Consider the following 24,237-nt stretch of genomic DNA (forward strand, 5'->3'; position numbering starts at 1 on the left):
TCGTCGGTGCCGTTTGAGCGTTGCTGACCGTGCTGGACGGGCGGCGTTGTGGCTCTTGTCTGTTTCGAGTCGGACAATGGCATCATGACTGATACGCATCATCTTCTTGACATCATCGAATCCACGGAAACGCAATCGACGCTGACCGCACTCGGGGACTCATGGCTGCTGGGCTTCGACACCGAGACCACCGGGGCAGCCCCTGGAAACGATGCCATCGTGTCTGCGACACTGGTCCTGCGCAATCCGCAGACGGGCCACAAGGATGACACGATCGGCGAATGGCTTATCAACCCCCATCGTCACATCAGCGCAGGTGCCAGCCGCGTCAACGGTTTCACGGACAGCTTTGTGCAAGAGCACGGTGCCGAGCCCAAGGAGACGCTGGAAGAGATATCGGCAACGATTGTCGCCGCCCAGGAACGGAACATCCCTCTCCTTGCCTACAACGCACCCTTCGATGTGAAGATGCTGCAGGGCGATCTGCAGCGTTGGCGGTGTGATTCCGGAATCACCGACGCCCTGGAGAATGACCGTCTGCTCGTCGTCGACCCACTGGTCATCGACAGAGCGGTATCGCATCGTTCGGGCAAACGAACGCTGAGCGCCACCACCGAATACTATGGTGTCGATCCATACGGGGATTTTCACGATGCCACTGCGGACACCATTGCGGCGGTGGATTTGGTTACCCCCATGTCCACGCTGTATCCCCAGGTCGGGCATCTTGCTCTGGGCGACCTGATGGAATGGCAACGCAGCGCACACCACACCTGGAAAGAGTCCTTCAACCGTTGGCTGGAGTCGAAGGGACGCAGACCCATCCGCGAAGGCTGGTTCGAATAGAAGGCATCGGTCGAGCGGGCGACTGCCGAGAAGCCAACTGTTTAGAAGACGACTGCCAAGAAGGCGCTGGTTTTGGGAAGAAGTCGCCGGTTGACGGATACCCTTCTCCCGCTCGCCTATAATATAAGCGCATTACGTTGCGGATACACGGGATTCGAACCTACGACCCGCGACAGCACACAGAATCGAACCAATTGCTGCAGGGGGCTTTACATTGCTGACCATCCACGAAATCACTGACGCTTCGCAATTCAATGAGATGGTGGATTCCGCACAGGGGCATCCGATGCAAAAGTGGCAGTGGGGTGAGCTCAAAGCCGCCACAGGACCCTGGACGGCCCACAGGGTCAGCGTTCAGTCCGGCGATGAGACGGTTGGCTGTGCACAGGTGCTCGTACGCAAGCTCCCCTGGCCTTTCGGCAGCATCTGCTATGCCCCGCGCGGTCCTGTCGTATCTGAAGCGGAGCGCTACGCCGAGGTGTCCGATGCCGTCGCCGATTGGTGCCATGACCGATTCCACCCGGTGTCACTGAAAATCGACCCTCCCGCCACATCTTTGTCCCTGTCCGGAGATTGGGTCGAAGGCGACCATGTGCTGATGGCGACCACCGCGATCGTCGACCTCGAACCCGACGAAGATGCGATTATGAAATCCCTGCATTCTCGGAATGCCCGCAACTACATTCGGCGAGGTGCCAAAGTCGGCATCGAAGTCGTCCCGGGAACCCGCGAGGACGTGGACACGGTAATCGCCATCTACCATGAGACGGCGGATCGGGACGGTTTCCCTCTGCATCCCGATGAGTACTACCATCAGGCATTCGACCTGCTCGGTGAGGTCGGTCAGCTCATCGTGGCCAAATACGAGGGTGAGATCGTCTCCTTCATGTGGAATGTCACCAGCACCTGGGGCGCTTCGGAACTCTGGGCCGGAGCCAACGCGACAGGCCGCAAGATGCGTGCCAACTATCCGCTGAAGTGGGGCGCGATGAAGGCCGCGAAGGCCGTTGGCGCACAACGCTACGACATGAACGGTCTGTTGAACGACGGCATCAGCGAATTCAAGAAGTCCTTCCAGAACGTGCCGACCATCTGGGCGGGAACCTACGAGAAGCCTCTGAGCCCGCTCTACCATCTGTGGGACAAGTCACTTGCCCTGTTCAAGGCCATCCGCAGGCGGAAGAACGCACCTCGTCAAAAGCAAACCAACAACTGAACCCATACGCAGTCAAGACAACAGGCAAAGCATCAGACAAGGTAAGCGCTACGGCGCTTATCTTGTCACCACGGAGATTGCGGCCGAAATCTGGTTCTGGTTCAGGTCCGTGGGAAGGCTGACGGCTCCTGCTACCAGTTCATCGGTGACTTGCAGATGCGAGCGGTCATGGGGAACATGATAGGCATCGGGATTCTCGACACCCGGGAACAGCTCCGGCCGGTACCAGCGCTCGGCATACACTCCGGCATCTCTGAGCGCTGCGATAATCCCTTCGGCTCGTTCTGTGGATTCGGCGAATATCGGGAAACGGAGCAGGGGCTGCGCCTCCCCCGCCATCACCTGCCTCGGCACCGCCACGGCATCGGACCCCTTCAAAGACTCTCTGAACCTGCTCACAACACCGGCACGCGCGGATTCATTGGCTTCCAGAGCATGCAGGGAACGCAGTATCGTCGTTTCCATCCATGACGTCGGAGCCATGGGTGCATACCCAAGCCCGCCACGCTGCTCCACCTTGGCGATGGGCGGTTCATACAGGCCGACACGGGTAAGCCATGAACGCATACGAGGCCCTGCACCTCCCGGCAGACGACCAAGCACCCGGTTTTCGTTGATGTACATGCGCGTCACCATGTCGAGACGCTTGCCCGGTCTGGGCAGCGATGCCAGTCGTGACCGCAGCAGACGGTTGTATTCCGGTGCGGATGCCGACAGCTGCGGATTCACCCATATCGCGCCACCGAAGCGGGTGGGGAGAATCTTTTCCACGCCGAAGGAATGCACGGAGATATCCGCCAAAGGCCTGCCCTGGTCGTCCGTCGCCATCCTGGTAACACAGTGAGCGCTGTCCTCGACCAGCAGTGCCTGCGACTCTTTTCGTGTACGCGCGGCGAGCGCTGCCGAAGCCTCCGAATCTATCAACCCGAACGTGTGCTGCATCATCACTGCCCGAGTGTCCGAAGCCAGGGGCATGGTGCTGGGGTCGAGCATGATCGTCTCACGCTGCACATCCCCGTATGCGGGTGTCAATCCCGCCGCAAGGATGGGGTCGACCGCGGTGCAGCAGGTATACAGCTGGGTGCATGCACTGCCCGGCCCATACAGCTCTCGCAAGGCATCGAACACCAGTTGCATACCGTATCTGGCCTTGAACACCAGGAACCAATCCTCCGCATTGCTGGCCGTGCGTTTCGCCAACTCCTGCCTGAGCTCCCGGGCACTGCGTTCATCAGCGCTGCGGGCATCCGAGCTCGATTCCATATCCGCTCCTCTATTTGGCCATCTAGGAGATAACTGCACTAAAAGGACAGCAAATTGGTAAATCTTTCTCGCAAAAGCTGTCCTTTTAGTGCAGTTATCATATTCGGTCATTATTAGCTCCACTCAATCTATCGCCTTTGCCATCTCCGTGAAGCAGCCCGGGGAAGGGCGAAGGGCCTTCTTTGCATACTCTGCACACCGGCATCGGAGCGTGAGCGATGCCGGAAGGTAAAATAACACTGAAATACTGGGGATATGTTGACTATGGATCGGATGGATATGACGCTTACGTTGGAATCGGCGGTAGCACTGCTCAACCAACACCACTTGCTCAGAGAGGTCATCGACGGCAATGTGTGGACGACTGATTCGGCAGAACTCCCCCAGCGAACCTTCTCGGACATCTCATACGACACCCGGAAGGTGTCGGCTGAAACTCTGCTGTTCTGCAAGGGACGTTTCTCACCCAAATATCTGCAGTCCGCGAACGAGCTGGGATTGAGCTGCTACGTGGCCCAGGAGGATTTTTCCGAATACACGGATGCCACAGGCATCATCGTCAGGAACGCCTCTCAGGCGATGTCATTGCTTTCAGCAGCGTTCTACGACTTCCCCCAGCATGACCTGACCGTTATCGGCATCACGGGCACCAAGGGCAAAACGACGACAGCCTATTTCACCCAGGCGATACTCAACGCCTATTCCGGCGGCAAGACCGCGCTGTTCTCTTCGGTGGACAACTGCTTGGACGGAGTGCATTACGAGGAGTCCGACCTCACCACGCCTGAATCCATGGACCTCTTCCGCATGATGCATCAGGCCCGCAGCAACGGCATGACATATCTGGTCATGGAGGTGTCTTCTCAGGCGTACAAGGTCGACCGAGTCTACGGCCTGCATTTCGATATCGGCGCGTTCCTGAACATCACACCCGATCACATCAGCAGCATCGAACATCCCACTTTCGAGGACTACCTGTTTTGCAAGCGACAGATAATCTCGAACTCGTCGCGCATGATTATCGGCGCGGACAGCCAGCATCTCTCCCTGCTGCGCGAAGACGCCGAACGCGAGCACGTACCGGTAAGCACTTTCGCCCTGCGTGACAGTACGAACGATATACAGGATGCCGACGTCGTGTCCGTCAGCAACGAACACACCCGCCCCGCCTTCGGCCTGTATGAGAACGGCAAGGACATCGGCTCGTTCACGCTGTCCATCGAAGGGGATTTCAACGAAGCCAATGCGGCCGCAGCGACGGCTCTGGCATTATCCGCCGGAGTTCCCGTTGACGACCCCTCGTTGCATGCGATGGAATCCATACGCATCTCCGGACGCATGGAACGTTTCACCAGTGAAGACGGCGTCATCGCCTATGTGGACTACGCCCACAACTACGCCAGTATCAAAGCACTGGTGGATTTCGTATATCAACGCTACGGCAGTCGGCATCCCCGCATCACCCTCGTCACGGGTTCCGCAGGCAATAAGGCCATCGACCGACGCGAAGGCATCGTCAAAGCCGCGCAGGACCGCATCGCCAGATTCATCTTCACCACCGAGGACACCGACACCGAGCCCAATTCGGAGATTTGCGCCCAGCTGATGGGGTATGTGACGAATCCTGCGGTTGAGGCCGGAGTCATACTCGACCGCACCCAGGCCATCGAAGAGGCCTACCGGGATGCTCAGGCGCATGCGGATCGTCTGAATGTCCTGCTGGTAACCGGCAAAGGCGAGGAACGCTGGATCAAGAACTTGAACCGGCATGTGCCCTTTGAAGGCGACAGCAACATCGTCGCCCGACTGTTCAGGAAGGTAGCCAAATGAACGATTTCGAAGCGGTGCTGCTCGGCAGCGAAACGGGAGCCTATGCCATGGCCCGCGCGTTCCACAGCGAATACGGCATAACATCCCACATTTTTGGTCGTCTTCAACTTTCTGTATCCAAATTCAGCACCATCATGGATACGCATTTCTACCCTGATCTGACGGAGCCCGAGGCATTCCGCAGGCATATGCTTGCCGCCGGCAAGGATCTGCGCGAGCGCTACCCCGATGCCACGCTGCTGCTGATACCTTGCGGAGATGATTACAGCGCTCTGCTCAGCCGTTGCAGGGATGACCTGAGCGAGTACTTCACCTTCACCAGCGTGAATGACGAACTGCACACCGCCCTGAGCTACAAAAGCAGCTTCTACGACTTCTGCAACCGCTACCAGCTGCCTCATCCTGCGACGATGGTGCTGAACCCTGAGGATTTTCAGGCCGGACGCCATCTGCACCTGCCCTTCGATTTTCCGGTGGCTCTCAAACCCGCGGACAGCGTCGAATACCTCTCCATCGATTTTCCCGGTCGCAAGAAGGCCTATGCGTTGAACAGCCAGGAGGAACTCAACAGGATTCTCAAGCTCATCTTCGATGCTGGCTATTCCTCGGATCTCATCATCCAGGACTTCATTCCGGGCGGCGACGGCAATATGCGGGTGCTCAATGCCTATGTCGATAAGCATCATCAGGTACGGATGATGTTCCTGGGGCATATCCTGTTGGCCGATCCCACACCGGAGGCTATCGGCAACTACGCCGCCATCATCCCCGACTACAACGAGGCGCTCTGTCTGCGTATCAAGGATTTTCTTGAAGACATCAAGTACGAGGGCGTCGCCAACTTCGACCTGAAATTCGACCCGCGTGACGGTGAGTACAAGCTCTTCGAAATCAATCTGCGTCAAGGCCGAACGAATTTCTTCGTCTCGCTCAACGGCTTCAATCTGGCACGGTATTTCGTGGACGATCTGGTGTACGACAAGCCTTTCGACGGCGAGACACTGATCGGCAAAGGTTCGAAGATGCTGCTCGAAGTTCCTCCGTCCGTCCTGAAACGCTACGGCGAACCCGGCGATGCCTTGGAGAGCGGGCTGCAAATGCTGCGGCGGCATCAATACTCCTGGACCTTGCGATATGACCGGGACATGCCTCTCAAGCGTCGACTGCTGTTGTGGCGACTCGCACGGCTCACCACCAAGAACTATGCTCGATACGAGCACTGAGCAGTTACAAGCACTGAACTCTCATTAGGGTGAGCAATGGAGACTGTTCAACGACATGGCACAGGAAGACGCGAGCCAGCAAGTGTAAGGGGATGTGATGCGCAATTTCTTCGCCGTTCTGGGTGGCATGGGGACCTTGGCAACCGAAAGCTACATCAGACTGGTCGATAAGGCCACCCAAGCACATCAGGATCAGGAATTCCTGGATTACGTGGTGTTCAACAACGCCAGCGTGCCCGACCGTACTCAATTCATTCTCGGGGAAAGCGACGAGGACCCCTTCCCCTACATCGCGGACGACGTGCTGAAGGCGACCGAGATCGGCGCATCCTTCATCACCCTGCCATGCAATACCGCGCATCATTTCTTCGACCGCTTGCAGGCGCTGACTCCCGTCCCCATTCTGCATATGCCCAACGAGGCGCTTGCCGAGATGATTCGCCGCTATCCGGTCGAATCACATCCTCGCGTCGGTTTCATGGGCACCGAAGGCAGCCTCAATTCGGGGATATACCGCAAAGGCGTGGAAGCCGCGGGCTACGCCTTTGAAGAACCGGACGCAGCCTTGCAGAAGGACATCAGCTATCTCATCTATCACGATGTCAAAGACACCGGCGTACTCGAACGCGATCGCTACGAAGCGGTGCTGGACACCATGCTCAAGCAGCGCCACTGCGACGTGGTGATTCTGGGCTGCACCGAGCTGTCGGTCTTCAACGAAGCCTTCCCGATGCCCGAACTGCCCATCATCGATGCTCAGGAGATACTTGCCGTGAACACGGTGGCACGCGCACAATTACTGCGCAGCCAACAGGTCAGGAACGCTCCATCTTCTGAGACACCACGGCGGTGACTCCATCCGAGCGCATCGTGATGCCGTAGAGCGCATCCGCAATGCTCATCGTACGCTGCTGATGAGTGATGACGATCAGCTGGGCATGTGACCTCAGATCGTTCAGCGCATTGAGCAATCGTGTCAGATTCACGTCGTCCAGGGCTGCCTCGACCTCGTCCATGACGTAGAAGGGGCTTGGGCGGGCAGTGAAAATCGCGAAGAGCAGCGCCAGTGCGGTCAATGAGCGCTCACCACCCGAAAGCAATGTGAGCTGTTTGACGCGTTTACCGGCCGGACTGGCTTCCACGATGACTCCGGAATGCAGCAGATCGTCCGGGTCCTCGAGACGGAGCCTACCGGTGCCTCCCGGAAACAGCGTGTTGAATACCGTGCCGAACGCCACGGCGGTATCGTCGAAGGCCTGTTTGAACACGTCGATCATCGTCGTATCGAGATCCTTGACCAGCCCCAGCAGATCGTCACGCGAGGTGGCCACATCGTTGCGCTGCTCATTGAGGTACTGGTTGCGTGTCTGCAAGGCATCGAACTCTTCGGTGGCCAGCGGGTTGACCTTTCCCAAGGCCTGCAAATCCCTTCTCGCCTTTTCCAGACGTTTGATCTGCTCCTGCCTGTTATAGGGGACCGTACGATAGCGCTCGGATTCGACCATGCGACCTGCTGCTCCATCGGGCTCACCACCGTCGACCGTGCCCTCAGTGACCGTGCCGTCGCTTGGCGCGACAGCACCGGCATCCCCTCCTTCGACATCTTCCAACAGCACCTGCCCGCTGTCATCCAATACGGGGACCGGCTGATCGGGACCGTAGGTGTCTATCAGTTCAGGAATGCCGATGCCCAGACCATCATTGAGCTGCTGCAGCAACTGACCCAGCTGTGTGGCCAGTCGCTCGCGGTCGATATCCAGTTGGTGTTCGCGATCCTGAAGCGAGGCGACCTTGGGTTCGACGGCGTTGCGCTCCTGACGAAGCCGTTTGAGTTCATCGTCGTGCGTCGAGATCTGGGCCTGCAATGCTTCCCTGCGCTTGGCTGCACGGGCGAGGCTGTCGGCCATCAAGCTTTGGACCTGACGGGCCTGTCCGGCGAGCCGTCTGGCATGAGCGGCATCGGCTCTATGACGGTCGTTGGCCTGTTCCGTGCGGATTCGCCGCTCCTGGGCCTCCTTGGCGTTGCTGCGAAGCACATCGGCCTGTCTTGCTAAGGATTCCGCAGTGCCACGAGCCTCGTTCCAGGCTATTTTGGCGGCAACCTCATGCTCCCTTGCCGTATTGAGAGCGGTTTCGAGACCGTGTTCGCGATGGGTAAGCTCATCGAAATCCGAGGCACCTCCTTCGCTGTGTTGCGCGGATGCCAACGCCTGCGCAAGGTCATGCGCCTTCTGTCGATGGGTCTGCCCGTCTTCTTCCGCCTCGGCCATTTTCCTGGTGGCCTGCTCGATGAGATGTTCCACGGCAGATACACGCTGTTGTGCCGTATGCAGTGATTTCTCAAGTTGCTGCCGCTGCACTCGACGTTCCGTATGCAGGTTTCGTTCCGCATCGACCGTCGCCCTTGCCTGGTCGCGAGCTTGCTGTGCCACCGAGATATCGGCCTGCAACGCCTTGGCTTGTTCGCCGAGTTCCGTGCTCTGTGCAAGGGCGCTGTCTCTTCTGGCGGCGAGAGACAGGTCGCTTTGAGGCTGCGATGAGCCTCCGACGGCACCGACCGCCGTGATGACATCGCCGCTCCTACTGACCGCACGCTGCCAACGCCCCTCATCAACGGCCTGATACGCCTGTTGGATATCATCGCATGCGGCAACACCGTCCAAGATGCTGTGCACCGAGGCCAACACGCCTTGAGCCTGTTCATCGTCCTGATGCTGCGGATTGAGCGTGACCAGGGTTGACAGGGCACGCACCTGTTCACCGACCGCGTCCTCCGGCTGGGACTGCACCGCCTTCCTCGCGACGGCACCAGCGACCTGCATGGGTCTGAGCACCACGGCCTTGCCCAGATGGTCCTCGCGGGCACGAAGCAGAGCATGGAGCATGTTGCCGCCACCCGGCACCACCAAAGCACTGGAGAAGGCGTCGAGCGCGTGAGCGACCGGCTCCTCCCATCCTTCCGTGATTCTGATGAAGTCCGCCAATCTTCCCAGAGGCGCCACCTGCGGGTCCTGCTCCAAGGCGCCGGTGGCGTTTCTGCTCTGCAGAGTATCCGCCAGGGCATCCGCCTTGGCCTGCAGGGTAATCATCCGTGAATTCACATCGTGCAGTTGGTCGTTGAGCTCGTTCAGCTTCGTCTGCGCGCCATCCAGCCTGTCCTTGGCGAGCTGCAGGGCGTTGGAGTCCTCGTCGCCGAGCGAAGTCAGCTCGATTGACAGGGAATTCTGCTGGTCGCCGGCCTCCTTGAGCTGCGTATTGAGATTCTCGATTTGCCCGGTGAAATCGGAGTGTCGACTTTCCGAGAGCTGAACGGCCGATTCCTCCTTGGCTATCAATTCACGGAGATTGGATATCTGCGTGTCGCGCGCTCTGGCCAGCCGTCTCAGTTCGGTCAGCGTTTGTCTGACCGAAGCGAGTTTCTTCTCGTTCCCCGCACGCTGTTCGGTAGCCTGCTCCAAACTCTGTTTCAGGGTCGAGACCTTATTGTTCTGCGCTTCATGTTGCTGCTCGAGTTCCTTCGCTCTTGACAGCAGCATGCCGGGGTCTTCTCCCCCGACTGCCGTAATCCGCGCCGACAGAGAGGATGCGCGTTCCTCAGCCAAGGAGGCGAGGGAGCGGAAACGTTCCTGCAATCTGGACAATTCATGCCAGGCGTTGTTGATACCGGTGATTTCGGGATTCGACTGGCTGCTGAGCGCCTCGACCTGTTCGATCCGCATCTTCGCCTGCGTCAGCTCGCGTTGCGCCTCCATCAGCGAGGCACGCACCGTGCCAAATTCGTTTCGCACCTTGTCGCGCTGCTGCGTCAGCTTCAGGGCATCCTCGGCCTGGATACGGGCCTGTGCGTCTCGCAAGGTCACCTGTATACCTTCGGCGCGTCTCGAAATCCTCGCCTGCCGGCCCAGTGGGCCAAGTTGACGGTGAATCTCCGAAAGCAGGTCGTCCAGGCGTGAAAGATTCGTTTCGGTGTTCGCGAGTTTGCGCAAGGCACGTTCCTTGCGTTTGCGGTGCTTGAGGATGCCTGCCGCCTCCTCGATGAAGGCCCGGTGCCCGGCGGGGTCCGCACGCAGAATAGAGTCGAGACGCCCCTGCCCCACGATGACGTGCATCTGCTGCCCAAGACCGGTGTCGCTGAGCAGCTCCTGGATATCAAGCAGTCTGCAGGACGAGCCGTTAATCGCGTATTCCGAGCCGCCGTTGCGGAAAATCGTCCTGCTGATGGTGACTTCCGTATAGTCGATGTCGAGCACGTGGTCACCGTTGTCTATGGTCAGGCTGACCTGAGCTCTTCCCAAAGGCGGGCGCGATGATGTCCCCGCGAAAATCACGTCCTCCATCGAGGTGCCTCGCAGGCTTTTCGCTCCCTGCTCCCCCATCACCCAAGCCAGGGCGTCCACGATATTGGATTTTCCGGAACCGTTCGGCCCTACGACCGCGGTGATTCCCGGCTCGAAGCGCAGCGTGGTGGCCGAGGCGAAGGATTTGAACCCGCGAAGCGTGAGCTCCTTGAGATACATCAGACTCGCTCCGACTTCGGCTTGGCCAAATCGGCGTTCATATGCTCCTTCAACAGGGTTCGGGCATCGCCCGCCGTCACGAAGCTGCCGCAGATCAGCACGCCTTGTCCGTATCCCACGCCGACCTCATCTTCGGCATCGACCATATCAACCGCGCTTTGTATGGCATCGGGCAGTGAATCACGACGGGTGACCCTGTCACGCCCGAACACGCCGACCGCGATGGCTTCGAGCTCCTTGGCTGGCATGACGCGGTCCCTCCAGGAATTCTCGGTGACCACCACCTCGCTGAGCAGCGGTTCGAGTATGCCCAGATACTCCTCGACCTGCTTGTCCTTCATCATGGCGACCACGCCCACCAGCTGCCGGAAGTCGTAGCTCTCCTCGATAGCGTCGCGCAGAGCCTGAGCGGCATTCACGTTATGACCTCCGTCGAGAATGATGGTCGGGGAAGTCCTGATCTGCTCGATGCGTCCCGGAATCTTCACACCGCCCAAGGCTTCGGCGACCAAATCACCGTCCAACGCTCCGTTCACCGGCAGCACGATCTCCGCGGCAGCCAAAGCGGACAAGGCGTTATGTGCCTGGTGTCTGCCGAATTTCGCTACCGGAACCTGCTCGTACACGCCGTTGGGAGTGCGCATATCGACGACCTGTCCCCCGACGGCTGGCAGACGACCGGTGACTTCCATCTCCTCGCCGTCACGAATCAGCCCCTGGGCATGATTCCGCTGCACCGCCTCCTCGATAATCGGCATGACCTTTGCGGCGTGTGGTTGAGGTCCGATAACCGCAGTGGAACGGGATTTGATGATGCCCGCCTTCTCCGTGGCAATCTGTTCGACGGTATCGCCGAGCCACTGCATATGATCCATATCGACAGGTCCGATAATCGACACGTCACCGTCAATGACATTGGTGGCATCCCAGAGCCCGCCCATGCCCACCTCGATGATCGCCACATCGACCGGAGCATCCGCGAAGGCTGCGATGGCCATCGAGGTGAGCACCTCGAAGAAGCTCATAGCGGGACCGCCGTCCTTGACGGATTGCACATCCACCATGTCCACAAAGGGGGCGATCTGCTCATAGGCATCCACGAAGGCTTCGTCGCCGAGCTGCTGACCGTTGATGCAGATGCGCTCATTCACCCGCTGGAGGTGAGGCGAGGTGTACAGGCCCGTCTGGAGACCGTAAGCCCTGACAAGCGCCTCGACCATTCTGGCAGTCGACCCCTTGCCGTTGGTTCCGGTAATGTGCACCACGCGGAACGACTCTTCAGGATGCCCCATCAAATCAAGCATGAGATGCATGCGGTCAAGATTCAGGTTCGTGGTGTTGTGCTCGGTCGGCCTGTTCATGATGAGCCTTTCGACCTGCAACATCTGTGCTCCGTCTTGATTCGGATGCTCTAGTGACATTCTCCGCCTGCGATTCTGACCGTGCGCCAACACACCATATAGGACAGTGAACATTCTAGGCGAAGCGCTGAACCATATGGCGTTTCAACGCCGGTTTTCGATAACGGCGTCACCAGCCGCAATCCCCCGCCCTTCTGCGACTTTCTGTGGCGGCGCGGCAAGCATGCGGCACAATTCCGTGAGCTGCGCCAATGAATCCCCCGGCCGTTTCGCCCAAGGCCGACCTTGCCGATACACCACCCGCACTACGATGAACAACAGCAGAACAGCTGAGTGCATGGCGGCGCATATCGATGCGCCGCCTCTATCGGAGCGCTCAGAATCGAGAACCAGGAGGATGCAATGGGTGGGGAGCAAGCGTTGACCGTCGAAGGGGATTCACAGGATTTGGAGGACAGGGTCAACAATCGCACGCTGCGGCCCGTTTCCGGCACCTTCAAGGAATTCATGACCGAAGGCTGGGACTCGCAGGAGCCCGAACAGCAGGCCCTGGAATCCAGCTCCTTCACACCGGCAAGATTGCAGGCCCTGGGCAAGCGTTTCCCCGGCGAGCGCCTGGTCATTCCTGCGGGCAACCTGAAGACCCGCAACAACGACTGTGATTACGCTTTCCGCCCTGACACCACCTTCGCGTATTACACGGGCCTGGGTGAGGACTTCGAGGCCGGTGCGGTCCTGGTGCTCAACCCTGTCGCCGACGCTTCGTCCGAGGAGAATCAGGGCGCTACCCACACCCCGACACTGTACGTGCATCCTCGTGCGGATCAAAGCACCGAAGACTACTACCGTTCAGCGCAATACGGTGAATACTGGGTCGGCCCACGTCCAGGGCTCAAAGAGCTTTCAGCCATGACCGGCATCCAGACCGAAGACATCGCCCAACTGCCGGACGCCCTTGCCAAGGACATCGGCACCGAGGAAGGTGCCGTCCAGCTGCGCGTGGTACGCGACGCCGATCCGCAGATAACGCAGATGGTCGAGGACATCCGTTGGGAGAACGGATGCGACGACCCCGACCACAACACCGAAGCCGACGGCAAGCTTCACGAATTCGCCGCCGAGGAGCGGATGATCAAGGATTCATATGAGGTCGCGGAAATGCGCAAGGCAGTTGATGCCACCAAGCTCGGTTTCGACCGTATTCTCGAACGGCTGCCGGAGGCGGTCGACAAGCCTCGTTCAGAGCGCATGTTGGAGAGCGCTTTCAACTCGATAGCACGCGAGCGCGGCAACGATGTGGGCTACGGCACCATCGTCGCTTCAGGCAGCCATGCTCCTGTGCTGCACTGGATGAGAAACAACGGCACCGTACGCAACGGCGAGCTGCTGCTCATAGATGCGGGCATCGAAGTCAACAGCCTGTACACGGCGGACATCACCAGAACGTTCCCTGTGGGCGGAAAGTTCAGCCCCTTGCAGCGGGACATCTATGAGACGGTGCTTTCGGCTCAGCAGGCGGCCTTCGAAGTCGCCAAACCCGGCGTCACATACTCTGACATCCATCACACGGTGATGCGGGTACTCGCCGAGGCTCTGCATAACTGGGGCATTCTGCCGGTCAGTGTCGAAGAGTCGCTGAGTCCTTCAGGCCAGCAGCACAGAAGGTGGCATGCCTGCGGGTGCGCTCACCACCTCGGTCTGGATGTTCACGACTGCGCCCAGGCCCGGTACGAGTCCTACCAGGATGCGCCCATCGAGGCGGGAATGATTTTCACCATCGAGCCCGGCCTGTATTTCAAGGAGAACGACCTGCTGGTTCCTCCTGAGTTCCGCGGCATCGGCGTGCGCATCGAGGACGACGTGCTGATGACCGAGCACGGTCCCGAGTGGATTTCGGTGGGTATTCCCAAGACCGTGGATGATGTGGAAGAGTGGATGGCTCAACGCGCGTCCGCCGCCCATCAGGTACGGACCGAGAACTGACCGTCAACGCATAGCATCTGTTTCGGTCGCCGAAGCGGAACGTTTGGAGGGCCATCGTCACTTTCGGCGATGGCCCTCCACGGAACACCATCAAGGAGTTTGTCATGACCACCCCGAATTTCGTACTCGATCTCAGAAAGAACATCGGCCACGATCCGCTTTGGCTGATGGGAGTTTCGGCGTATGTTATCGACGTGCAGGACCGTATCCTTCTGGGACGGCGTGCAGATACGGGAGAATGGGCGCTGGTGTACGGCATTATCGAACCGGGTGAGGAAGCAGCTGACACCGCGATTCGCGAGGTCAAGGAGGAGACCGGGGTGGACGCGGTTCCAACCGACCTGGTCAGCATCAAATCCTCGTCGCGTATGTTGCGGTACGCGAACGGCGACCAGGCCATGTATATGGACCATCTGTTCATCTGCACCGTCGACACCAGTGGCGATACCGAAGCCCGGGTCGGCGACGATGAAAGCCTTGACGTCGGCTGGTTCGCCTTGGACGACCTGCCTTCGCCGCTGGCCGAAAGCACCAAGGAACGCATGCGCTACGTTCATGAGTACCAGGCCAATCTGGCCCAGGGTGACGGCCACGCGCTGTTCTCGTATACGCCCGCAAGCAGAATGTAGGTTTGTTCGGGCGTTGTCGGGCACCGTTTCGACGCGCACGACTGGGTTGCTCATTTGTGTAGGGATTCCAAAGTATATTGGACCTTTTCCGCACAGAAAGTGGCGTGATACCACGGGTGAGCATCTACCATCCTTGCTTGGCAGCCGAGTAATCCCTACACAAATCCACTACGGGGCGTAACGACATCGTATTCGTGTTCAATTCGGAACATCCGGATAGCCATATCGAACAACACGCCGAATGGACTTTATTGCATTAACGAAGTTAATATATTAAGAAAATATGTAATGGTTCATAACCGACGACGAAGGAGTCATCGTGCACTCTGGTACATCAGGGATGCCCCAAGGGGGTGCCCATCAATCCCTGTCAGAACTCAATCGTTCCAGAGTCGTTGAATATCTTCATCGCAACGGCGTCAGTTCCCGAGCTGAAATCGCCCATGCCCTGGGCCTTACGCCAGCCGCCATCACGAAAATCACCGCGAAACTCATCGATCTCGGCATTATCAGCGAAACGGGCAATTTGGAAGGGCGGCTGAACAGGCGAGCCCTTGGTCTTACACTCAATCATTCGCAATACCGGGTCATAGGCGTCAAATTCGCACGCAGCTTGGTGCAGATAGGCGTATTCGACATCAGCGGCCTGCAACTGTCGCTTATTGATCTCCCCCCTGTCGTGGATTCCCAGATATTCGCCACCATCACCGACATCCGTCGTATCATCACGGAACTGATCCGCAAGGACCCGAACATCGTCGCCGTGGGAATGTCCGTCCCCGGGCCGTATCTACGTCACGAAGGCCGTATCGCAGTGGTCACCTCGATGCCCGGCTGGACGGATATCTGCTATACCGATGAATTCAGCAACGCCTTCTCCGTCCCCACCTTCATCGAACACGACGCTCGTTCCGGCGCCCTGGCGGAAAGCCTGTTCGACCCCCGCATCTCATCCGACTGCATAGCGTACTATCTCGTCGGAGAAGGCGTCGGCCTGGGAGTCATGGACCATGAACGGCTCATCAACGGAGACAGGGGCGCCGCGACGGAAATCGGACACGTCAGCATCGACGTCAACGGCAGACATTGCAAATGCGGAAATGTCGGATGCCTGGAATGCTATTGCTCCGCAGTGGCAGTTCATCAAGAGCTCGTTGAGTCGGGGATACTGAACGATGCTCATCCCGACATCGCGACAATGACGCATCGGGACGCATGCAAAGCACTGTTCTCAGCCTCGAAGCAAGGCGACGTTCGCGCCACCGGACTTCTCGAAAAGATTTCACGCTACGTTGGATACGGCTGCGTCAATATCATCAATGCCTACAATCCACGACAGATCGTCATCGGCGACATCATGGCCCAGGCGGGCGATGTATTGCTCGACACCGTCAAAAAGGTGCTGCACGAGCGCATCGTCCCCGAAATACTGGAATCCACTGAAATCATGCTCTCGACGTTGACGAGCGACCCCACAATCACCGGAGCGGCAGCCGCTGCGGCCAACCAATTCCTGCGCCATCCGTCCCTATTCGCCAAAGCCACCTAGCTCAGACGAATATGACGCGAAACGCGGCACGACTCTTAACCGAGCAACAGTGAAAGAAGTATCACCACAAGGGAAGGAAACACCATGAACCAACCAATCGTACTCAGCCTCGGCGAGCTGCTTTGGGATATGCTGCCGGGAGGCAAGCGAGCAGGCGGCGCCCCGGCAAACTTCATCTACCATGCGATGAAGAACGGTTCGGATGGATACTCGATCAGTGCCATCGGCGAAGACGCCCTTGGTGATGAACTGTCGAACGCCATCAATGATGCAGGCATCAAGTCCATCCTACAACGCAACGCATGGCCTACCAGCACCGTCGAGGTAGCACTGAAAAACGGTATCCCCGAGTACACCATCGTGCGCAACGTGGCGTGGGATCACATCGTGCTCACCCGCGAACTCATCGAAATGGTCGGCAAAGCCGATGCGGTCTGCTTCGGCACACTTGCCCTGCGCAGCCCGGAAACCCACGACACCATCATCGAACTGCTCAAGCACACCAAGCCGGGCGCGATGAAGTTCTTCGACATCAACCTCCGCGGCGATCACTACTCGAAGGAACTCATCACCGAGCTCCTCTGGCAGGCGACCGTGCTCAAGCTCAACGACGCCGAACTGCTGCTGCTGCAGGATATGTTCGACATCCGCGGCACATCCGACGCCGATGCATGCCAGTGGTTCATCGATCATTTCGACCTTGAATACACCGTCCTCACCGCAGGCAGCGAATACAGCAGCATCTTCGGACGCACCGGCGATTCATCCACGCTGTCCACTCCACACGTGAAGGTCGCCGATACCGTCGGCGCCGGAGACTCCTTCTCGGGAACCTTCACCAGCAACATTCTCCAGGGCGTGTCACTTCGCACCGCACATCGCGCGGCGGTCAACACCGCCGCCTATGTCTGCACGCAAAATGGCGCATGGCCTGACTATCCGGAGACCATTCCGGATTACCTCGCACAGGCGGAAGCCGAAAACTAAGCAGTACAATCGCTGCCGCTTCCTGATGGGGATCAGAAAGCGGCAGTCGAGGGGGAAAAATTATGTCAAACACAAGTTCTGGCCAAACCCGGTCGGGAATGAATATTCGAGCGCTTGCACCGGTTATGGTGTCGTTCTTCATCATGGGCTTCGTCGATCTGGTCGGCATCGCCGCGAACTATGTGAAGGACGATTTCTCACTGACCGATTCGCAGGCCAATCTCTTCACCAGCATGGTGTTCTTCTGGTTCCTCATCTTCTCGGTGCCCACCGGCCTGATGATGAACCGTATCGGCAGACGCCGCACCGTGCTCATCAGCATCATCATCACGTCGGCAGCGCTTATCGTCCCGGTCATCGGGTATCTGCAGCCTTCCAAAGACGCTCGCTTCGTGCTGATGATCATCTCCTTCTGCCTGCTCGGCATCGGCAACACAGTGATGCAGGTTTCGCTTAATCCCCTGCTGAGCAATCTGGTCAGCAACGACAAGCTGGCAAGCACGCTGACTCTTGGACAGTTCGTCAAGGCCATCGCCTCCTTCATCGCGCCTCTTCTGGCAGGATGGATGGCGGCCGCATTCGGCATGTGGTGGTTGCTTTACGTGATTTTCCTGGTTGTGGCCATCGTTGGGTACGTGCTACTCGCCGCGGACAAGATTGAAGAAGCGGCACCGGACAAGGGCAAAACCAGCATCACCCGCTGCTTCGCACTGCTGAAGGACCCCGTAGTGCTGCTGTGCTTCCTGGGCATCGTCAGCCATGTCGGCATCGATGTGGGCATCAACACCACCGCACCGAAGATTCTCATGGAACAGACCGGTCAGTCGCTGGCGACAGCGGGCGTGGCAACCAGTGTCTACTTCGTGTTCCGTACCATCGGATGCCTTACGGGCAGTGTCACTTTGCAGAGGCTCAGCAACAAGACAGCGCTTCGCATCTGCGCAGTGCTTATGGCGCTTTCCGTCGTATGCTTCACGGTGTTCATCACCGTCGCGCAGTCCCCTGTGTTCCTGTGCTACCTCGGCTTGGCTCTTGTGGGCTTCGGCAACTCCAACGTATTCTCGCTCTTCCTCACTCGCGCACTGCTGCATAAGCCAACGCGTCAGAACGAAATCTCCGGTCTGATGATGATGGGGCTTATCGGAGGAGCCATCTTCCCGCCGCTGATGGGGCTTGCCTCCGATGCAGTCGGCATGCAGACAGGTGCCATCGCGGTAATGTCAGTAGGCGTGATCTACGTATTGGTCATCGCCATCTTCCATAACCTGATCGTCTCCAAGAACGAGAAGGTGAACCCGGCAGACTGATCGACATCATTCTCGCTGAATCGTTGCGGCGGGTATTCACCAGTGCGGATCTCTCCAGGTCCCGTGCTGGTGAATACCCGCCGCATCGTTTGTCGACTCGGTGAACCGCATCGTATATCAGCGTTGTCCGCAGGTATTCTGGGTTTCGGCGTTCCCGCAATACCGAATTTCGGGAATACTCCCGTAAAAACACTGTTGAAGATAGAGCTATTGCGATGTTGTACAATAGGGTGTTCGGTCTCGGACCGAATGCGTTTGATAATTGAATATGGGGCTGATCGGTTTCGACGGTGATCTGTTCGTCGCAGAGAAGCGTGCCGAGAACGCGGGGGTCCGCTCGTAAATGTCCTCCCGCAAACAACAAGTGCTAAATCTAACCGCACTGAGTTCGCTCTCGCTGCCTGAGCTTCGCGCCAGGAATAAACAGTGAGCAGTGGCTCCGTTCACTCTCTCTCGTCTTTGGGGAGAAGCTGAACGTCATTTAGAAGACTTGCTTGAATCACTGCGTCACAGGGTGATTCAGGGACTTTAACTGTGAATATGCCAGCCAATAGTTGTCTGCGACACCATTGGGGGCAGAATAATAGCCATACGGCCAGCAGACTACGCACGTAGAAGACTGGGAGTACGGTCACCGGACCCGGGTTCAATTCCCGGCAGCTCCACGAGTATGAAAAGGTCACTCCGCTTGGAGTGACCTTTTTTGCTAGTGGTTCCTCTTCACAACAGCATATGCACAATGCCTTTCTCGGAGAAAGCCAGCTAGCCGCTACACCGGTATTCCTAGCGAGCCGGGAATGCAACAACCACTAGCCCTCAAGCACCGCTGATAGATTCGATCATGCTCCCTTTCCACCGAAACGCCTGACCCCGCTGGTAGTGATTGCAGGAAACATGCCTACCTCAAACGCTGCCTCGTAGACTCGCTGCAGACCATCATCATCTATGGCTCATCTGACGGCAGAAACAGGGAATGGCCTCGACGCTTCCACTCAAAGGATTACGGAAGCATAACCATCCCGCAAATCATGGCATTGAATACATCGGACAGTCAGAGCGTCACACTTTACTCTTGCGGCAGATTCATGGTCTCTATGAGGGAGCACCTGCTGAAAGATTCGGTCGGCAACTCCACTTCCCGCGCCGCGACGAGGGCACGAGCCATCCACCGACAAGGCCTGCACATTGAGGTTATTGAATTCGGACGTTTTCCGGCGCTGCGGAGAGTGCAGGGGCTTCCTCCACGACCGCCGCTGTGCCGCTTGCCGTAATGACCAACAACATGATGTCGGAATTAATGAACTGAGAATAGCTGACTCTTGCCGCGAGTATTGCGTTCGCTGACAGGCCCCGCGCTTCCTCTGCGAGTTTTGCCAATGCCAGCTCCCGCCCCTTGGAGTATTCCTCGGAGTAAGTAGCTGATCTGCCGCCAAAGATGCCTTTGATGCCGCTCAGTGTGTCTTTGACAGCGTTCACGGCAATGACCTGCTCGGTAAAGATCGCACCTTTCACCTCGCTGATCGTCATTCCGGCGATCGTCTGGGTGGTCACTATATGCATGCTGGTCTTTCCTCCCGCTTCCCAAAACGTCTACCTGTGCAGCGAACAGCTGTGGGCTGACGATGTTCCACTGTCTTTTTCACAATATGGAATTCCTGCTTCTCGCAGAATGCACTGCTCACACGTTGTCAACCTCAACGGACGGCGACAGCGACGCACGGTCATGTGCCCTAGAGAATACCACAGTAACGACTTCCCGATACTCTCTCCCGTTATCTATAATTGTCAATGTTTGCGGAAGGGGTCCGGCGAACGGAACTGCGCCGGAGGAACAGGACAGTTCATCCCCCGAGCCTTCACCCACCCCGAACCCTTACCGGGCACACACCCACCACTCACAGCATCACGAGCCACACGCACACACATCGCCAACGGCACCGCCAACCCCACAGGAAAATCAGTACCCTCCCACTCCATGCACCGCACTCTGATCGTCAACTCCCGTTTGAACCGGATACCGGTATCCGGCAGCCACCAACCACGAGAACAACCACGGGAACGCACCCGCACCACCCCTATCGGACCATCAGGCCTGAACACATTAAGCGTATAATTCGACCCACTGGAATCAACTGAGGCCCCCGTAAGCTTGATGTTGCTCTCCGTCACCTGGATCGAAGCGACGTCCACGATCGTGCCCGGGGTGAACACCGTCACCGCCGCCACGTCATCCCCGAGCCGCGACAACACCCCATCAACCGTCCCGGCATCCGGATCGACAACCTGCCCACACACCCCATGCTCATCCCAGAACCGCACCACCACACCCGCACCCAAAGGCAAGACACCATCCCAACCTGCCGGCACCGACATCACGCCACGCACACTATGCACCACAAAGAACCGCTGCAACCGGCCACGACGCCTGTCAGCCTCGCTACCACGGACGGTCTCCCAACCATGCGTCACCAACAGAAAATCAATACGCCACACCTCAATCCACACCAACACCACAAGACCAATAAGCAAAACTGATACGCCTATCGGCACCCAAACAGGATTATCACAAGGAGCACCCGTCCGACATGAACCACCAGGAGTAGGCAGCATCATTTCACCCTTCCAATCAGCTCTTGATCTTTCAAACTCTTAACTAAACCGATCCAAGAGCCAACACCTGACCTTCCGGTACCAATAAAGTCAGTGGGTTTAGATCCTTTCCCGGTCGTCTGCCCCTCACCCTTTGTACAGTGCCCCATCATATCTTCCCAACGCAATCGCGGACTTGGGCGACGCTATGACAACCAGCGTCATGGCAACGGGTCCGGCGCATACAACTGGGTCGGTGGAACGGGAATACGCGAAGAACGCGGTTTCACCCAATGCACGGCCCCGAACACATCACCGCCAGATGCTAAAACCTCAACCGCACGCACACCCTGATCCACCGAAACTGCCAAATCCACAGGAAACGTAATAAGCTGCCAACCCAAGGAACGAACCCTGATGGTCCGTCTCGCATCATATTTGGACGACGCCACCGACGACGCAAACCACATCCCGGAACGACCCAACCACCACCGAGACCGGGCCTCACGCACCTGCACACCAACCACCACACCATCAGACGAAAAATACTCACCAGAAAAAGCCCAAGTCGAGTCACCTGAGCCAGGAATGCTGATGCCGTTCTCCGTGACTTGCAGCACCGCGACATCCAGAACCACACCACGAGCGAACACCGTGACCCCCTGAACACCACCACCACGCAACCGCCCCACAATCCCCGCGACCTCATCACCACCAGGATCCACCACATCCCAACACACACCAGCATCACGCCAACAACGCACCACCACACCCACACCCACAGGCACCACCACACGTTCGACAGGCGCAAACACCAACCCATCACCACAACACCACCTCGGCAACCTCACCCAATCACCACGACGCCGACTATGCACAAACAGCCACACCGCCCCCACAACCACCAACCCAAGAACCACACCAGCAACAGCATTCCCCCAAAACTGAGAATCACCACGCACCACAGCCTCAGCACCCATCAATCTCTCCTAGCGCAAATCTTTCAACCCGTTTGCCAACCCATTCCACGTGCCAATACCACTCTTTGTACTTGCCGTGAGCATTGACGCATCAGTGTCCTTACCAGTCAGACGGTCCTTTACACCTTGCTGTGCGGCACCGTTTGCCATATCCGTCATGGTCGTCGCGCCACGGACGGCGATCTTATTCATCACCGCGTCACTACGTGACATAGTTCCAGATAAAAAGTCTTTCGAAATCTGATCATCCGTTAATCCACGCACCCCGCTGCCGGAGATCCCATTCAATCCACCACCAACAGCGCCAGCAGCCAGATTTTGCCAGATGTCGTCCAGCCAGGGTTTTCTATCGATATGATTATAGAACGCTCCTTGGGCACCGCTATTGACGGCACCATATACCGTTGAAGCTGCAAACCGAGTCAGATAAGCTTTACCCGCTGTCGTTCCTAATTGTTTGACAACCACCTTCGTCAGAGCAGACTCACCACCGCCGCTGATGGTACCGATGGCAGCATCTACAGTGACTTTGGACCAGCTCACGTCGCCGTTTTCTGCTTTTTGCATCCCGATGGAAAAACCGCCAGAGACCAATGCACCTGAACCAGCCATCATTGCATACCCGAATACCCCACCAACACCAGTGCACATCAATGCTATACCACCCGCAACAGCAGCAACAACAACAACAAAGTATTCCCAATGATTCGCCATCCAGTTGTCTGTGTCATTGTGCTTCTGCAGTTGTTCGTCGGTGAGGGGTTTGAGACCGAGCGGATCGCTGAACATCAGCGGATTGTTGGCCGCATACTCGTAAGGATTGGAAGCCCACACGCTGCCAGGCGAAACACACAACCAGATAATCTGACACAGAGGCATCAGTGGCCCCACTCCGGCCGGTGAGGTTCACGGCCCGGAACCGCCCCATACGTACAGTTCTGCCACGACACGGACGTGAGAGCACAGGACCGATAACGCACCGAGAACGAGAGCATGACCCGTAACTGCCTATGGGGTTCCAAAGGCCGCGCGCTACCGAGGATGTGTGCTCGTCGACGGCACCGTTGGCTCGTATGCCACCGGTTACATGGTGTCGTGTCGGAGTTGCTGCCGGGCCTTGCGCACGAAATAGACGGACTCGCCACCAGACGCCAACTCGATGACCTGACGCATGAGTTCGTCGGCATACGTCGCATTACCCCGAGCATACTCTGCCAACCCTGAAAAATACGCGTTCTCCAACCGCACGAACGGCGTCAGATGGGCCGAACCCCGACCATCCTCCACAGCACCCAACGCCCCGCTGCCAGCTATCACGCCAGCCCGTTGTGACAACACCAGCAGCGCGCGCTCCTTCATCTCACGGTAGCGACGGTTCGGAGCCGCGAAGCCCGTCAACAAGTTGTAATAGGCCAACATATCGCGCTGTCGGCCTGCAAGCAGGGCACTCATATACCCCTGCACGTAGCAAGAGATGGAGGAGAGGGCACGCTGGCGGCGAGGGAGTCCTTGCAGATTCACGTCGGACAGCAAGGTCAACGCCCTGTCAAAATCCCCACGAATATACTGCACACGCGCCTTCGCCAGAGCAGTGGACACGACAAGCCTTCGATGCGCCCGCGCACCCTTCGCCTGTGCCACGGCCATATCCATGTACCGCTCATACCAATCGAAATCAAAATCACGTTCCAGCCTGTCCGCCAGAGCCGTACCGACCTCCTTGTTCCACGCACGAGTCACCATCAGTGATGAGACCGCCACGATGAGCGCCACCAGCTGGCATATCTGAATCCACGCCGGGGGATGGATCAGACCGGCGGATGGGAGCGTAAATCCCACGAACAGGACAAAAGACACCCAGCACAGGCTCAGCAGCACTGCAGTCTTCAACCGCACACGGGCCAACGCCGTCTCGACTGGCACACCACGAAAATCCACACGAACCATAACCACCACA

General features: G+C 57.9%; 18 protein-coding genes and 1 other RNA gene. 11 read left to right on the top strand and 8 right to left on the bottom strand.

The genetic code is table 11. From position 1 onward, the window contains the following. The first annotated feature begins 84 nt into the window (after nucleotides 1–84). Together DB51_RS07085 and DB51_RS07090 are read left to right on the top strand one after the other, a co-directional pair. Nucleotides 85–846, top strand: coding sequence for an exonuclease domain-containing protein (locus tag DB51_RS07085; protein WP_034252845.1), 762 nt, complete (start codon nucleotides 85–87; stop codon nucleotides 844–846). 214 nt (nucleotides 847–1,060) lie between these two features. Then, nucleotides 1,061–2,062, top strand: a complete 1,002-nt coding sequence (locus DB51_RS07090; RefSeq protein WP_034252846.1) for a lipid II:glycine glycyltransferase FemX — start codon at nucleotides 1,061–1,063, stop codon at nucleotides 2,060–2,062. Nucleotides 2,063–2,119: 57 nt separating this feature from the next. On the opposite strand, the gene DB51_RS07095 is transcribed toward DB51_RS07090, so the two are convergent. Further along, nucleotides 2,120–3,325, bottom strand: coding sequence for a DegT/DnrJ/EryC1/StrS family aminotransferase (locus DB51_RS07095; protein ID WP_034252847.1), 1,206 nt, complete (start codon nucleotides 3,323–3,325; stop codon nucleotides 2,120–2,122). A gap of 279 nt (nucleotides 3,326–3,604) precedes the next feature. Here DB51_RS07095 and DB51_RS07100 point away from each other — a divergent pair, with 279 nt between their 5' ends. The 3 genes from DB51_RS07100 (at nucleotide 3,605) to DB51_RS07110 (ending at nucleotide 7,231) form a co-directional block, all read left to right on the top strand. Beyond that, nucleotides 3,605–5,155: a UDP-N-acetylmuramoyl-L-alanyl-D-glutamate--2,6-diaminopimelate ligase gene (locus tag DB51_RS07100; RefSeq protein ID WP_034254180.1), complete on the top strand. Its 1,551-nt coding sequence runs from the start codon at nucleotides 3,605–3,607 to the stop codon at nucleotides 5,153–5,155. Beyond that, the gene (locus DB51_RS07105) at nucleotides 5,152–6,378 is read left to right on the top strand and encodes a carboxylate--amine ligase (RefSeq protein ID WP_034252849.1); all 1,227 of its coding nucleotides are present in this window, start codon (nucleotides 5,152–5,154) and stop codon (nucleotides 6,376–6,378) included. The genes DB51_RS07100 and DB51_RS07105 overlap by 4 nt, the downstream gene beginning before the upstream one ends. A 94-nt stretch (nucleotides 6,379–6,472) precedes the next feature. Beyond that, on the top strand, nucleotides 6,473–7,231 hold the full coding sequence (locus tag DB51_RS07110) for an aspartate/glutamate racemase family protein (RefSeq protein ID WP_051867358.1): 759 nt from the start codon (nucleotides 6,473–6,475) through the stop codon (nucleotides 7,229–7,231). Here the strand turns inward: DB51_RS07110 and smc are convergent. Both smc and DB51_RS07120 read right to left on the bottom strand, forming a co-directional pair. Beyond that, nucleotides 7,194–10,895 (bottom strand): chromosome segregation protein SMC, encoded by a 3,702-nt coding sequence (smc, locus tag DB51_RS07115; protein ID WP_034252851.1) that lies wholly within the window; start codon nucleotides 10,893–10,895, stop codon nucleotides 7,194–7,196. The genes DB51_RS07110 and smc overlap by 38 nt on opposite strands. Then, nucleotides 10,895–12,316 (bottom strand): bifunctional folylpolyglutamate synthase/dihydrofolate synthase, encoded by a 1,422-nt coding sequence (locus DB51_RS07120; RefSeq protein ID WP_034252853.1) that lies wholly within the window; start codon nucleotides 12,314–12,316, stop codon nucleotides 10,895–10,897. Before DB51_RS07120 ends, smc begins: the two co-directional genes overlap by 1 nt. A gap of 342 nt (nucleotides 12,317–12,658) precedes the next feature. Between DB51_RS07120 and DB51_RS07130 the strand changes: the two genes are divergently transcribed. The 6 genes from DB51_RS07130 to ssrA all read left to right on the top strand — a co-directional run bounded on the left by DB51_RS07130 (nucleotide 12,659) and on the right by ssrA (nucleotide 19,379). Then, on the top strand, nucleotides 12,659–14,239 hold the full coding sequence (locus DB51_RS07130; protein ID WP_084674725.1) for an aminopeptidase P family protein: 1,581 nt from the start codon (nucleotides 12,659–12,661) through the stop codon (nucleotides 14,237–14,239). A gap of 104 nt (nucleotides 14,240–14,343) precedes the next feature. Then, a complete protein-coding gene (locus DB51_RS07135; protein ID WP_034252858.1) occupies nucleotides 14,344–14,868 on the top strand; it encodes an NUDIX hydrolase in 525 nt (174 codons plus the stop codon). Between the two features lie 340 nt (nucleotides 14,869–15,208). Then, nucleotides 15,209–16,417 carry an ROK family transcriptional regulator gene (locus DB51_RS07140; protein WP_034252861.1) on the top strand — a complete coding sequence of 403 codons (1,209 nt, stop codon included), beginning with the start codon at nucleotides 15,209–15,211 and terminating at the stop codon, nucleotides 16,415–16,417. Nucleotides 16,418–16,501: 84 nt separating this feature from the next. Then, nucleotides 16,502–17,404 (top strand): carbohydrate kinase family protein, encoded by a 903-nt coding sequence (locus tag DB51_RS07145; protein ID WP_034252863.1) that lies wholly within the window; start codon nucleotides 16,502–16,504, stop codon nucleotides 17,402–17,404. A 62-nt stretch (nucleotides 17,405–17,466) separates the two neighbouring features. Next, nucleotides 17,467–18,711, top strand: coding sequence for an MFS transporter (locus DB51_RS07150; protein ID WP_034252865.1), 1,245 nt, complete (start codon nucleotides 17,467–17,469; stop codon nucleotides 18,709–18,711). Between the two features lie 270 nt (nucleotides 18,712–18,981). Further along, nucleotides 18,982–19,379: a transfer-messenger RNA gene (ssrA, locus tag DB51_RS10055) on the top strand. Between the two features lie 523 nt (nucleotides 19,380–19,902). Here ssrA and DB51_RS07155 read toward each other — a convergent pair. The 5 genes from DB51_RS07155 to DB51_RS07175 all read right to left on the bottom strand — a co-directional run bounded on the left by DB51_RS07155 (nucleotide 19,903) and on the right by DB51_RS07175 (nucleotide 24,233). Further along, complete coding sequence (locus DB51_RS07155) at nucleotides 19,903–20,262, bottom strand: YbjQ family protein (protein WP_202961997.1); 360 nt, start codon at nucleotides 20,260–20,262, stop codon at nucleotides 19,903–19,905. Between the two features lie 234 nt (nucleotides 20,263–20,496). Beyond that, entirely contained in the window at nucleotides 20,497–21,240 is a 744-nt protein-coding gene (locus tag DB51_RS07160; protein ID WP_156958269.1) for a hypothetical protein, read from the bottom strand. Between the two features lie 281 nt (nucleotides 21,241–21,521). Further along, a complete protein-coding gene (locus DB51_RS07165; RefSeq protein ID WP_156958270.1) occupies nucleotides 21,522–22,280 on the bottom strand; it encodes a hypothetical protein in 759 nt (252 codons plus the stop codon). A 9-nt stretch (nucleotides 22,281–22,289) separates the two neighbouring features. Further along, nucleotides 22,290–23,069, bottom strand: coding sequence for a hypothetical protein (locus DB51_RS09830; protein WP_051867360.1), 780 nt, complete (start codon nucleotides 23,067–23,069; stop codon nucleotides 22,290–22,292). 294 nt (nucleotides 23,070–23,363) lie between these two features. Beyond that, nucleotides 23,364–24,233 carry a hypothetical protein gene (locus DB51_RS07175; RefSeq protein WP_156958271.1) on the bottom strand — a complete coding sequence of 290 codons (870 nt, stop codon included), beginning with the start codon at nucleotides 24,231–24,233 and terminating at the stop codon, nucleotides 23,364–23,366. Between the last annotated feature and the right edge of the window lie 4 nt (nucleotides 24,234–24,237).

The organism is Bifidobacterium crudilactis, from assembly GCF_000738005.1.
In the GTDB taxonomy this organism is placed as follows: Bacteria; Actinomycetota; Actinomycetes; order Actinomycetales; family Bifidobacteriaceae; genus Bombiscardovia; species Bombiscardovia crudilactis.

Excerpts from the sequence above, each read along its gene's own strand:
- DB51_RS07085 (WP_034252845.1), top strand. The coding sequence starts at position 85 with ATGACTGATACGCATCATCTTCTTGACATCATCGAATCCACGGAAACG.
- DB51_RS07095 (WP_034252847.1), bottom strand. The coding sequence starts at position 3,325 with ATGGAATCGAGCTCGGATGCCCGCAGCGCTGATGAACGCAGTGCCCGG.
- DB51_RS07100 (WP_034254180.1), top strand. The coding sequence starts at position 3,605 with ATGACGCTTACGTTGGAATCGGCGGTAGCACTGCTCAACCAACACCAC.
- DB51_RS07105 (WP_034252849.1), top strand. The coding sequence starts at position 5,152 with ATGAACGATTTCGAAGCGGTGCTGCTCGGCAGCGAAACGGGAGCCTAT.
- smc (WP_034252851.1), bottom strand. The coding sequence starts at position 10,895 with ATGTATCTCAAGGAGCTCACGCTTCGCGGGTTCAAATCCTTCGCCTCG.
- DB51_RS07120 (WP_034252853.1), bottom strand. The coding sequence starts at position 12,316 with ATGTCACTAGAGCATCCGAATCAAGACGGAGCACAGATGTTGCAGGTC.
- DB51_RS07130 (WP_084674725.1), top strand. The coding sequence starts at position 12,659 with ATGGGTGGGGAGCAAGCGTTGACCGTCGAAGGGGATTCACAGGATTTG.
- DB51_RS07135 (WP_034252858.1), top strand. The coding sequence starts at position 14,344 with ATGACCACCCCGAATTTCGTACTCGATCTCAGAAAGAACATCGGCCAC.
- DB51_RS07140 (WP_034252861.1), top strand. The coding sequence starts at position 15,209 with ATGCCCCAAGGGGGTGCCCATCAATCCCTGTCAGAACTCAATCGTTCC.
- DB51_RS07145 (WP_034252863.1), top strand. The coding sequence starts at position 16,502 with ATGAACCAACCAATCGTACTCAGCCTCGGCGAGCTGCTTTGGGATATG.
- DB51_RS07150 (WP_034252865.1), top strand. The coding sequence starts at position 17,467 with ATGTCAAACACAAGTTCTGGCCAAACCCGGTCGGGAATGAATATTCGA.
- DB51_RS07165 (WP_156958270.1), bottom strand. The coding sequence starts at position 22,280 with ATGGGTGCTGAGGCTGTGGTGCGTGGTGATTCTCAGTTTTGGGGGAAT.
- DB51_RS09830 (WP_051867360.1), bottom strand. The coding sequence starts at position 23,069 with ATGTTCAGCGATCCGCTCGGTCTCAAACCCCTCACCGACGAACAACTG.